We start from the raw sequence: 10,682 nt of genomic DNA, 5'->3' as shown, positions 1-10,682 counted from the left end.
AGTTGACAAAGAGCCCAAAAAAGAGGGTTGCCCCTCTTCTTAGTTCTTATCCAGATTGCGTAGCATCTCGTCAATCTTGTTTCCATATTCGATGGATTCGTCTTTGACGAAGGTCAAATCTGGGATTTTGTACAATTTCAAATTGCGACCAAGTTCACGTTTGATAGTACCAGTTGCTTTTTCAAGCCCGATTTGGGCTTTTTGATTATCTGAAGCAAGGTTACTCAAAATGGTGTAGTAAACCTTGGCAATAGACAAGTCACCCAGCATCTGAACATCTGTGATGGTCACGCCTTGGACACGCGGATCACGGACTTTCTTTTGCAAAATCTCATTGACTTCACGCTTGATTTCCATGCCCACACGATCCGTACGGAAATGATTTGCCATGATATTCCTTTCTCTACTTTGAACCAAAAGCTAGGCCAGCAGACCTAGCTATTTCTATTAGATAGAGGAACTAGAGCCATTTGAATCTAGGAAACAAGCCTTAGATAGAACTGAAGTTCATCAAGGCGATGTTGACAACGAGTCAAATGAGCTATCGTTTCTCTATTATCGTTTGATTTCTTCCATGACATAAGCCTCAATCACATCATCCATCTTGATATCATTGTAGCCATCAATCATCAATCCACCTTCACGACCGTTTGTAACTTCTTTGACGTCGTCTTTGTAGTGTTTCAAGCTTGCAAGTTCACCGTCATAGATAACGACACCATCACGGATAACACGGACTTTTGAGTCACGGGTAACCTTACCGTTGATAACCATGAATCCACCGATGGTTCCCACTTTAGACACCTTGAAGGTTTCACGAATAACTGCTTCACCGATAACTTTTTCTTCAAATTCTGGATCAAGCATCCCCTTCATGGCTTCTTCCATCTCTTCGATAACCTTGTAGATAATGCTGTGGAGACGGATTTCCACATCGTCAGCTTCTGCTTGTTGACGAGCTTGTGGTGTAGGGCGTACGTTGAAACCAACGATAAAAGCATTTGAAGCTTCAGCAAGGGTCACGTCTGATTCATTGATGGCACCAACCGCTGAGTGAACGATGGTAACTTTAACACCTTCCACATCGATTTTCTGAAGTGAGGCAGAAAGGGCTTCAACTGAACCTTGTACGTCGGCCTTGATGATAACGTTAACTGACTTGAGTTCACCAGCTTTAAGGGTATCAAAGAGGTTTTCAAGGCTGACGCGTTGGGTAGCTTGACGTTGTTTCATAAGGGCACGTTTGGCACGTTCTTCACCTGCTGCACGCGCAGATTTTTCATCTTCGTAAACGGCAAAGTGGTCACCTGCCATTGGCGCTTCATTCAAACCTGTGATTGAAACTGGTGTTGATGGTCCAGCAACCTTAACACGACGACCAAGGTCGTTAGTCATAGCACGGACACGACCGAAGGTATTTCCGACAACGATAGGGTCTTGGACATTCAAGGTACCTTGTTGAACAAGAAGGGTTGCGACCGCACCTTTTCCTTTATCCAGGCGAGCTTCGATAACTGTACCGATCGCACGAACTGTTGGGTCTGCCTTGAGTTCTTGGATTTCAGCCACAAGAAGGACTGTTTCCAATAATTCTTCGATATTTTGGTTGAATTTAGCTGAGATTTCAACAAATTCAGAATCTCCACCCCAAGCAGTTGACATAACTCCATGCTCTGCCAATTCACCTATAACGCGTTCTGGGTTAGCACCTGGTTTATCAATCTTGTTGATGGCTACGATGATTGGAACGTTGGCCGCTTTTGAGTGGTTGATGGCTTCGATAGTCTGAGGCATAACCCCGTCATCTGCCGCTACGACCAAGATAGTAATATCGGTAACAGAAGCACCACGCGCACGCATAGATGTAAAGGCCGCGTGTCCTGGTGTATCAAGGAAGGTAATCTTCTTACCATTTTCAACAATTTGATAGGCACCGATATGCTGAGTGATACCACCTGCTTCACCTGTCGCAACACGAGAGTTACGAAGGGTATCTAGGAGTGTTGTTTTACCATGGTCAACGTGTCCCATGATAGTTACAACTGGTGGACGCTCAACCAATTCATCTTCATTGAGATAACCATCTTCGACAAAGAAACGTTCGATATCGGCATTATCCACTTCAACCTTTTGTTTGGCTTCGATACCATAATCCACCATGAGGAGTTCAATGGTTTCCCCATCCAAGGATTGGTTTTGTGTGGCCATGACACCCATCATAAAGAGTTTCTTAACGATTTCAGCTGGTTCACGTTTGATACGTTTTGCGATTTCCGCAACGGTCATACCATCTGTATATTCAAATTCTGTTGGCAATTCATGGAATTTACGCTCCGTAACAGGTTTTGGAGTCTGATTACGGTTGTTCTTGTTATTGCCTTTTTTGTTCTTTTTGTTGTTATTCCAGTTACTATTCTTTTGATTTCTCACTTGATTTTGACTACTTCGATTCTTTTGTTGTTTTCTAGGACCATCTTCTTCATGATCATAATCGTCACGATTTTTGTCTGGTCGAGCTTGTTTTTTACGACGTGTATCCACTGCAGGTTCTTTTTTCTCAGGGACGACTTCAACCACTGCTTGAACTTGCTGTGCTTGTTGCGCTTGTTCAGCTAACTTAGCCGCTTCTTCAAAGATTTCCTCTGGTTCCTTGCGTTTGTTAGCTTGAGCCAAGGCTTCTTTAGCAGCCTGATACTGCTTGAAGCGTTCCTCACTTGAACGTGCGTACTCTGCATTTTGCTCTGCTTTTAGGGCTGCTGCACGGGCTTTAAAGTCAATACGTGGAGCCGCTTGATTTGAACGTTTGTCCTCTTGTTGACGGCGCTCATTTCTACGATTTTGCTGACCTTGCTGTTTCTTAGCTTGGTCATTAAAGCGGCGATTATCGCGGTTTCCTTGACCTTGTTTTCCACCATTACGACCGTCGTTTTTCTGACGGTTGCCGTTTTGTTGTTGGTCACGGTTATTGCCTTTATTTTGCTTGCGTCGTTCTGCCTGCTCTTTGGCACGGGCTTCACGCTCAGCCTTGAAATTACGGCTTTGCGGTTTAGCTACTACTTTTTCTGCCTTCGGAGCAACTGGCTCAGCCGTTTTTGCCTCTTCCTTAGCTACAGCTGGTTTAGCTGGCTCAGATTTTTCGGCTTTCTTTTCTGCACTTGCTTTTGGTGCTGCAGGTTTTGCTTCTTCTTTCGGAGCAGCTGCAGGCTTAAAGCTGGCAGCGATTTTTGCAGCGACAGCTTCTTCCACACTTGATGAGTGGCTTTTCACATCCAAGCCCAACTCTTTTGCACGCGCTACAACTTCTTTACTTTCTTTTCCAAGTTCTTTTGCGATTTCGTACAATCTTTTCTTAGACAAATCATGTCCTCCTCTTCTATTCCATAAGAGACCTCATTTTCTTTGTAAATCCAGCATCTGTTACAGCCAAAACCTTTCTCGATTTCCCGACTGCTATGCTTAATTCCAGTGTTGAAAACACGGTTACAATTTCTACTTGATAATAGTGACTTTTATCTTGAATCTTCTTGGTCAGATTGGGTCCAGCATCATGGGCTAGAAAGACCAACTTGGCCTTACCGTCTTGAATGGCCTTGACCACCAATTCTTCACCCGATATGATCCGCCCTGCTCGCTGAGCAAGTCCCAAGAGATTGCTTATCTTTTGCTTATTCAAGTCCTAACTCTCTTCTTTTCACTTTGTGATCCACATAAGCGATCAACTCGTCATAAAAGCTTTCTTCCACTTCCATGCTAAAGCTGCGGTTAAAGACCTTCTTCTTTTTCGCCTCTAGGGCTTCTGCATTGTCTAGTTTGATATAAGCGCCGCGGCCATTGGCCTTGCCTGTTGGATCGATAAAGACTTGTCCTTCCTTGTTTTTGACAATGCGGAGCAAATCTCGCTTATCAATCACTTCATTGGACACGACAGACTTGCGCAAAGGGATTTTTCTCGTTTTCATCTTTCCCTCCTCTAGCAGCTTTTATTCTTCGACAGTATCGTTTTCTGCTTCCAAATCTACCGAAGCAGCTTCTTCCATGGCTTCAAATTCGCTAGCAGACTTAATATCGATACGGTAACCAGTCAAGTGAGCCGCCAAGCGCACGTTTTGTCCACGACGACCGATAGCAAGAGAAAGCTTGTTATCAGGAACAACCACCAAGGCACGTTTGCTGTCGTTTTCATCAAAGATAACTTGGTCAACCTCAGCAGGAGCGATGGCATTGTAGATAAATTCAGCTGGATCTGCTACCCACTCGATAACATCGATATTTTCTTCGATTGGTACCATGCGGTCATTTTTAGCATCGTAGCGAGCTGGGTGGAATTTGCTAGTAATCTTCTTGATATTGGCTCCACCGCGTCCAACGATTGTACCGATAGCGTCCACGTTTGGATTGTGGCTACGAACGGCAACCTTCGTACGGTCACCAGCTTCACGAGCTACGCTCATGATTTCAACAGTTCCGTCATAAACTTCTGGAATTTCTTGCTCCATCAAGCGTTTAATCATTTCTGGATGGCTACGGCTAACAAAGACATTGACACCACGAGGGTTGTCTTCAACCTTGTAAACATAAACTTCGATACGATCATGAGAAGCAAAAACTTCTCCAGGAATTTGGTCTTGTTTTGACAATTGGGCTTCAATGCTGCCAAGGTTAACATAGATAAAGCGGTTGTCAAAGCGTTCTACTGTACCAGACATGATTTCTTGCTCATGCTCTTTGTAAGTATTGTAAGTAATGGCACGTGTTTGCTTGCGCATTTTTTCCATGATAGTTTGTTTGGCAGATTGGGCTGCTACACGACCAAACTCAGCAGGCGCTTCTTCAAACTTGATTTTGTCACCAAGTTCATAGGCTGAATTGATGGCAAGAGCATCTTTCAAGCTGATTTCCAAACGGCTATCAAATACTTCATCAACAACTTCACGGACAGTATAAACTGTAAAGTCACCTGTTTTTTCGTTGAAGTCAATAGCTACGCTGTCTGATTGACCATAGCGTCTGCGATAAGCGGAACGAAGCGACTCTACTACTGCGTCGATGATGTCTTCTTTTTTGATTCCCTTGTCTTCTTCCAAAATGCGGAAGGCCTCTAGCATTTCTTTACTCATGTTTTCTTCACTTTTGAATCCTCAAAAGCTATCCTTTCTTTTTCTATAATTTAACTGCTAAACGTGCTTTTGATACTAAACTGTATGGAATTTGGACAGTTTTCTTACGCGTCTTGTCCATATATTCCATAGTCAACTCATCCTCTTCGAAGGCCAACAAGGTTCCTTCAAAGACCTTTTGCTTATCGATGGCTTGGTAGAGCCCGACATGGATGTATTTCCCAACCGCTCCAGCGACGGCATCTTTGTTTTTCAAAGGACGTTCCAAGCCTGGACTGGTGATTTCTAGGAAATATTGTTCTGGGAAGGGATCTGGCTTGATGGTGTCTAGGACAGGACTGATCATTTCTGTCAAGTCCGCCGTGTCGTTCAAGGTAATTCCTTCAGGTTTATCTACAAAAATACTGAGAATCATGTCACTGCCAATCTTTCTATACTCGATATCCACGAGTTCGAAAGGCGCTTCTATGACAGGTTCTACAACTTCTCTGACTAATTCTACGATTGTTGCGATTGCGTCCACCTCCTCATAAGCAAGAGGCGAAGATATTTCCCCGCCTCACTTTTCATATTCTTACCCTTAGTATAGCACATTTGCTAACTTATGTAAAGCAAAAGCACTTATACAGCCTGATTTCAGGCTATTTCTTAAAATTCTGCCTCAACTCGGTAGATAACTTGCCCCTTGTTGGAGAATTTTTGCTCGTATTCTGTCATGACATTGCCTTCAAAATCACTGGCATGCAAATCTAACCAGACACCATTGAGTTTCATGCCATATTGAGAAAAGCTCACTAAACTGTACTCAAACAAGCCACGGTTATCCGTCTTGAAATGAATTTCTCCATTTTCAGGCAAGATACGTTTGAAGGTATCCAAGAAGGTCTTGTAGGTCAAACGACGCTTTTCATGGCGTTTTTTCGGCCATGGATCTGAAAAGTTCAGATACAAGCGATCAATCTCACCGTCTTCAAAGTAGTCAGTCAAGTCAGAACCATCTACCCACAAGAGTTTGATGTTAGGCACTCCAACTTCAAGCACCTTGTCCAAAGCGTAGCTCAAAACAGACTTTTGAATATCAATCCCGATATAGTTGATGCCAGGGTTCTGCTTGGCCATACCTGAAACAAAGGCACCCTTTCCACTTCCAACTTCCACATGAATGGGATTATCATTGCCAAACAAGTCCCGCCATTTCCCCTTGGCTTCTAAGGGATTGAGGACCACATACTGGGGATTTGCCTCTAGTAATTCTGTCGCCCCTTTACGATTTCTAACTCTCATCTTCTCTTTCCATACTTGTCTCGGAAGTGACGCAAGCCATGGATCTCCCGATTGACATTTTCTAAATCTTGGTTCATATAATACTTGGAAATCTGGCTCAAATAAGACAATTGACCGTACCAATACAATTTAGTTAATACCGTTTGATTGTACTTGTAACCGTAGTAGGTCAACCATTCCTTCCACTGATGTTCTGGAATATAATGGCAGAGCATATGGGCCACATCAAACATGCGATCGGTCAAGCGAACCGAATCCCAATCTACCAAATAAATCAAGCCACTATCTGTCTCAATCCAATTACTATGTCGTACATCTCCATGGACAATGGTCGCATAGTCCTCTCTAAATCCTGGAATAGTCTGACGTAAATCAGCCATCACTTCACTGATAAAATGATTTTTACGCAAAGCATCTGGAGCCGTTTCCTGCCAAGACTGTAGTAAATCTACAGGTGTTTCCATAGCATATCCCAAACGACTCAACTGTGTCATTAACGGACGTGAGCGATGAAGGCGGGTTAAAATATTGACGATTTGTTTACGATTCATATCATAGGGGGTCAATATTTTGCCTGTCAACCATTCTTGAGCACACATATCACGCCCATCTGCCAAACGGCGACTCCATAATAATTGTGGAGCAATTTGTTCTCTAGCTAGACCAGGTAGGATTGGAGAGGTGTTCATTTTTACAAAGATGCGCTTTCCATCAGGATAGCTACCCATATAAGCTTTGCCACTCTTCCCAGGTATGGGAGTCAGTGTTAGCTCATTATCACCCAAATCCATTTCTTTCCTCCGTATAAAGTTTCCTTACTATTCTACTAGTTTTTGGCCTATTCGTCAACCGCTCCACACCCGATTCTCAAAGAAAAGCCTCTGGATTGGCTTGGGTATCATTATAGAAAGAAAAAGGCAAGCACTGTCTTCTGCTTACCTTTTCATGATTTTTATAAATAATATAAGAGTGGCCAAGCATTGTAAAACATGTGAACTAGAGTAGAAACCCATAAGTTTTGGCTCTTTTTATAAGCAAAGCCCAGCAACAAGCCCCCAAGTAGATAAAAAATAAACGAAGGGACATTAGAAGGTCCATGCATGAAAGAAAAGAGAGAGGAAGTTAGCACAAGCCCTAACCAAGAATTGTCAAAAACGGCACCTTGAAGAAGTCCTCTGAAAATGAGTTCCTCTTGGATGGGTCCAAAAACTGAGGAAGTCAAAATCAAAGACAGGGAAATTCCTCTGCTGACTTCCGCCAAGTGTTGAACTCCCGCGCCAGAAGAAACAGCAAAGAAATGAATATAAACTAGCGTCTCAAGCAGACTTAGAAGAAAGATTCCAATGAAAAGCAAAAGTTCTTTCTTGCTTAACATCCCAAAAGAAATCATTTCAAACTGTCTAGCATAAGCAACACTCAGCGAGGTTACTAGAAGACTTACAATAATCAATTCAGATTCATTTTGAAAAAAATCCCCATGGTTAATCGTATAAGGAACTGTAATGACGATTATTAGTACTAAAAATCCAAAGCACAAGGCATGAAATTTATCAAAAAACTCCATCAAATTATCCTCCTCACCAAACAGACTTCCTACGCGTCATCCTTTAGCTCTAACCTTTCCAAAACAAACCATTTTAGTAACCAAAATCCGACCACATAACCAGCCCCTAAGAAGATAGCCATTAAAGATAGCATGGGATTTAGGAAATAAAAGACCACAACAGATACAAAGGTTAGCACAAAAACATTAAAGGCAATGGTGTCAGAAGCCAATACTAGAATATAAGGAGTCAACCAGTCTAAGGTTTTGGAATCTAGGAAAAATAAGTGTTTATACATGATAACCTCCTCTATGGCTGAAAAGCAAGCCTTTTGGTTTTTCTACCCCAAGACCCTATGTAGAAAAGTGAGCAAAAATGGTAAGTTTGCAATGATATTATTAACAATATGAATCGAATAAGAAGGATAGATACTCTTCGTATAACGTGTTAGACAGGCAAATAGACAGCCCACTGCCATATAGACAAAAATATCTGCGAGACTTGGCAAGCTAGAAAAGTGGGGCAAGGCAAATAAGAATGACGGAAAGAGAAGATCCAGCCCCCATCTCGAATTCTTAAAGAAGGCATGTTGAAGCAATCCCCTACATACCAATTCTTCCATCAGAGGTCCTAGTACGATTAAGGTTAGGTAAACACCAAACTCCGCAAAATTGGTCTCACTATAGGCAATAAACAAATTCCACCCTTCATTGGTTCCCTGAACGTGTTTAGCTGTCAGATAGTTAAAGCATATCAGCACAACAGCGGCTAACACCGTCAGAACAGAATAGCTCAACCACTTTTTCCTAGGGATACGAAAGAGATAAGCATGGCCCGACCTGACCAAAATCCAAACCATCAAGCCGATAAAGAGAAGACTGATGATGTTTCGAATCCAGATAATATTTCCTACCCAAGACGAGAACTCCCAATAATTGCTCCAAAATTGGGTTGTCCAAAACAATCCGAAAAACAAAAATAAATAAGAAAGAATTGCACTCGTTTTGAAAAGAATAGGGTGTTTTTTCATATAACTCTTCCCTACTATCTACAAGGCAACGACTAGCCTAGTACCTCCCCTTGCCAGACTCTACTGTTGCAAGATTAAGAGGACAGTTTGCTCTTTTTAAGACTAACCTGACTACTAGATAATAGATACATTAAGGCATTAAAGACAATGAAAATATGACCATAGAATAAAATCAACCTCGCATCCAAACCAAGATAAAGTTTGACCATCAAAAAGATGAGCAAAAGAATTTGAAACCATAAGGTTTTTCCAAAAATAAATTTAAAGCGGTTTCGAATGTCTACTTCCTTGATTTTTACCGCCACCCCTTTATTAGCAAGAAGGAAAACGCCTGCTTCAAATAATCCACTGTAGAGAACAAGCCACCCAATTGATACATTAGAGATTTGTAAAAATGTCCCTAAAAGAATATCCAACATACTACTCAATAAAATAACAAAAAATAATCTGTATTTCATATTAAATACCTCCATTCATTTATTTCACGAACGTTTTAATAGAGCCTTCCACTCAAATATCCTGATAAAAGAGGAAAGAAAGCTACTTTTTATAATACTTCAAGCCCCAAATGAGTAAAAGCATGATAATCAAGCAGAGAATAGCACCAATATAGGCAATTAGTTGTTGATAAGATTCTCCTGCTGTGATACCTCTATACAAACAGATAATAGACATAAAACCTGTCAAACCAATGAACATAAGTTGATTGGTTCTAGGACTAACCAAATCATCATCTTCAAACTCTCTTATCCTCATTTCCCTAGTGAGGTAAACAGTGACCAAAATCGAAGCCAAGTTAAGAACCACTAAAAGAAATTGGAAAACCAAGGAAAAATTTAAAAACTGACGAGATAGAAATAGATAAGTAGAGACAAGTAAGGGCAACTGACCTAGGAACAATCTCGTAAGGAAGATGTTCCGTTTTTTAGCAAGAAAAGTTTTCATTTCTTTGCTCCTTTCTTTTTAGTTAAAGCAAAATAGATCACAACCGCAATCATATAGGCTATGGTATAAAATAGATGATACCAAATACTCTCCCTAAGCGGATAAAGAAGGATAGACATGATCAGATATAGAACGAAAATAATCAGTGTTTTTTTCTTCATAAAATTTCCTCCTAAATGTATGCTTTATCTTAGTTTAGCTACAACCTTTACACTGCTAGTATAGCACTCATTTTATCCTTGGAACACTCAAATCACGAATGGTCATCAAAACATCTTGAATTGTAAAAAATTTAAAAAGCAAGCATGAAAAACATACTTGCCCTATGGAAACTTAACAATGTGAAAATACATCGAAAGCTATTCAGCCTTACTTCCGTCTGTTCTGATAGATTCTCATAATCGCAACCAGGATACAGGCTGTCCCACCTGCCAAAACCAGAAGAGTAATGATAATGTTGAGAATTTCAGGCGTCCTCTCTATTCTGTTGACAAGACGGACTAAAGACAATACTGTCAATAAGAGTAAAGCTACTGACCCTGTCCGAATTAAAGAAGCCATTCGGTTCTCAACCGCATATAAGAATGATGGTAACATAACACAGGCTATAGCAATCACAAACAGATTACTCCCCGTTTCTTCTCCCTTATTCACCACGGAAATCATGAGAAGATTCGATGCTATAATCAACGTAGAACAGATGATAAAAAAGGATTTCTTATTCATATAGGATACCTCATAAACTATAGTATTTTAATCGAT

At 41.2% G+C, this 10,682-nt stretch carries 15 protein-coding genes; all 15 read right to left on the bottom strand.

Features of this window, described 5'->3' with window-relative positions; translation table 11 throughout:
• Window positions 1-39 precede the first annotated feature (39 nt).
• The 15 genes from rbfA to HT720_RS00735 all read right to left on the bottom strand — a co-directional run bounded on the left by rbfA (window position 40) and on the right by HT720_RS00735 (window position 10,646).
• The gene (gene rbfA, locus HT720_RS00805; RefSeq protein WP_173212733.1) at window positions 40-390 is read right to left on the bottom strand and encodes a 30S ribosome-binding factor RbfA; all 351 of its coding nucleotides are present in this window, start codon (window positions 388-390) and stop codon (window positions 40-42) included.
• A 165-nt stretch (window positions 391-555) separates the two neighbouring features.
• Window positions 556-3,357, bottom strand: a complete 2,802-nt coding sequence (gene infB / locus HT720_RS00800) for a translation initiation factor IF-2 (RefSeq protein ID WP_173274421.1) — start codon at window positions 3,355-3,357, stop codon at window positions 556-558.
• A 16-nt stretch (window positions 3,358-3,373) separates the two neighbouring features.
• The gene (locus tag HT720_RS00795) at window positions 3,374-3,673 is read right to left on the bottom strand and encodes a YlxQ-related RNA-binding protein (RefSeq protein ID WP_001041390.1); all 300 of its coding nucleotides are present in this window, start codon (window positions 3,671-3,673) and stop codon (window positions 3,374-3,376) included.
• Entirely contained in the window at window positions 3,666-3,959 is a 294-nt protein-coding gene (locus HT720_RS00790) for a YlxR family protein (RefSeq protein WP_000857562.1), read from the bottom strand. The genes HT720_RS00795 and HT720_RS00790 overlap by 8 nt, the downstream gene beginning before the upstream one ends.
• Before the next feature lie 21 nt (window positions 3,960-3,980).
• Complete coding sequence (gene nusA / locus HT720_RS00785; RefSeq protein WP_033676254.1) at window positions 3,981-5,117, bottom strand: transcription termination factor NusA; 1,137 nt, start codon at window positions 5,115-5,117, stop codon at window positions 3,981-3,983.
• A gap of 43 nt (window positions 5,118-5,160) precedes the next feature.
• Window positions 5,161-5,640, bottom strand: a complete 480-nt coding sequence (gene rimP / locus HT720_RS00780) for a ribosome maturation factor RimP (RefSeq protein WP_173274420.1) — start codon at window positions 5,638-5,640, stop codon at window positions 5,161-5,163.
• A gap of 125 nt (window positions 5,641-5,765) precedes the next feature.
• A complete protein-coding gene (gene trmB / locus HT720_RS00775; protein WP_120719181.1) occupies window positions 5,766-6,401 on the bottom strand; it encodes a tRNA (guanosine(46)-N7)-methyltransferase TrmB in 636 nt (211 codons plus the stop codon).
• Window positions 6,398-7,192 (bottom strand): phosphotransferase family protein, encoded by a 795-nt coding sequence (locus tag HT720_RS00770; protein ID WP_033683107.1) that lies wholly within the window; start codon window positions 7,190-7,192, stop codon window positions 6,398-6,400. The genes trmB and HT720_RS00770 overlap by 4 nt, the downstream gene beginning before the upstream one ends.
• Before the next feature lie 161 nt (window positions 7,193-7,353).
• A complete protein-coding gene (locus tag HT720_RS00765) occupies window positions 7,354-7,965 on the bottom strand; it encodes a type II CAAX endopeptidase family protein (RefSeq protein WP_173274419.1) in 612 nt (203 codons plus the stop codon).
• Window positions 7,966-7,994: 29 nt separating this feature from the next.
• Window positions 7,995-8,243, bottom strand: coding sequence for an immunity protein BlpZ (blpZ, locus tag HT720_RS00760; protein WP_016399200.1), 249 nt, complete (start codon window positions 8,241-8,243; stop codon window positions 7,995-7,997).
• A gap of 42 nt (window positions 8,244-8,285) precedes the next feature.
• Window positions 8,286-8,975 (bottom strand): CPBP family intramembrane glutamic endopeptidase, encoded by a 690-nt coding sequence (locus HT720_RS00755; protein WP_049511536.1) that lies wholly within the window; start codon window positions 8,973-8,975, stop codon window positions 8,286-8,288.
• Between the two features lie 74 nt (window positions 8,976-9,049).
• Window positions 9,050-9,433: an immunity protein gene (locus HT720_RS00750; protein WP_173274418.1), complete on the bottom strand. Its 384-nt coding sequence runs from the start codon at window positions 9,431-9,433 to the stop codon at window positions 9,050-9,052.
• An 82-nt stretch (window positions 9,434-9,515) separates the two neighbouring features.
• The gene (locus HT720_RS00745; RefSeq protein WP_173274417.1) at window positions 9,516-9,920 is read right to left on the bottom strand and encodes an immunity protein; all 405 of its coding nucleotides are present in this window, start codon (window positions 9,918-9,920) and stop codon (window positions 9,516-9,518) included.
• The gene (locus tag HT720_RS00740; RefSeq protein WP_173274416.1) at window positions 9,917-10,081 is read right to left on the bottom strand and encodes a hypothetical protein; all 165 of its coding nucleotides are present in this window, start codon (window positions 10,079-10,081) and stop codon (window positions 9,917-9,919) included. The genes HT720_RS00745 and HT720_RS00740 overlap by 4 nt, the downstream gene beginning before the upstream one ends.
• A gap of 208 nt (window positions 10,082-10,289) precedes the next feature.
• On the bottom strand, window positions 10,290-10,646 hold the full coding sequence (locus HT720_RS00735) for a hypothetical protein (RefSeq protein WP_173274415.1): 357 nt from the start codon (window positions 10,644-10,646) through the stop codon (window positions 10,290-10,292).
• Window positions 10,647-10,682 lie beyond the last annotated feature (36 nt).

The sequence above is a fragment of the Streptococcus sp. 68 genome (assembly GCF_013277415.1).
GTDB lineage: Bacteria > Bacillota > Bacilli > Lactobacillales > Streptococcaceae > Streptococcus.
Note: the sequence above shows the minus strand (reverse complement) of the source record. Positions and strands in the feature narration are given on the sequence as shown.

Bases quoted from the DNA above. Each gene is read 5' to 3' on its own strand.
- rbfA (WP_173212733.1), bottom strand. From the start codon at position 390: ATGGCAAATCATTTCCGTACGGATCGTGTGGGCATGGAAATCAAGCGT.
- HT720_RS00790 (WP_000857562.1), bottom strand. From the start codon at position 3,959: ATGAAAACGAGAAAAATCCCTTTGCGCAAGTCTGTCGTGTCCAATGAA.
- nusA (WP_033676254.1), bottom strand. From the start codon at position 5,117: ATGAGTAAAGAAATGCTAGAGGCCTTCCGCATTTTGGAAGAAGACAAG.
- trmB (WP_120719181.1), bottom strand. From the start codon at position 6,401: ATGAGAGTTAGAAATCGTAAAGGGGCGACAGAATTACTAGAGGCAAAT.
- HT720_RS00770 (WP_033683107.1), bottom strand. From the start codon at position 7,192: ATGGATTTGGGTGATAATGAGCTAACACTGACTCCCATACCTGGGAAG.
- HT720_RS00765 (WP_173274419.1), bottom strand. From the start codon at position 7,965: ATGGAGTTTTTTGATAAATTTCATGCCTTGTGCTTTGGATTTTTAGTA.
- blpZ (WP_016399200.1), bottom strand. From the start codon at position 8,243: ATGTATAAACACTTATTTTTCCTAGATTCCAAAACCTTAGACTGGTTG.
- HT720_RS00755 (WP_049511536.1), bottom strand. From the start codon at position 8,975: ATGAAAAAACACCCTATTCTTTTCAAAACGAGTGCAATTCTTTCTTAT.
- HT720_RS00750 (WP_173274418.1), bottom strand. From the start codon at position 9,433: ATGAAATACAGATTATTTTTTGTTATTTTATTGAGTAGTATGTTGGAT.
- HT720_RS00745 (WP_173274417.1), bottom strand. From the start codon at position 9,920: ATGAAAACTTTTCTTGCTAAAAAACGGAACATCTTCCTTACGAGATTG.
- HT720_RS00740 (WP_173274416.1), bottom strand. From the start codon at position 10,081: ATGAAGAAAAAAACACTGATTATTTTCGTTCTATATCTGATCATGTCT.
- HT720_RS00735 (WP_173274415.1), bottom strand. From the start codon at position 10,646: ATGAATAAGAAATCCTTTTTTATCATCTGTTCTACGTTGATTATAGCA.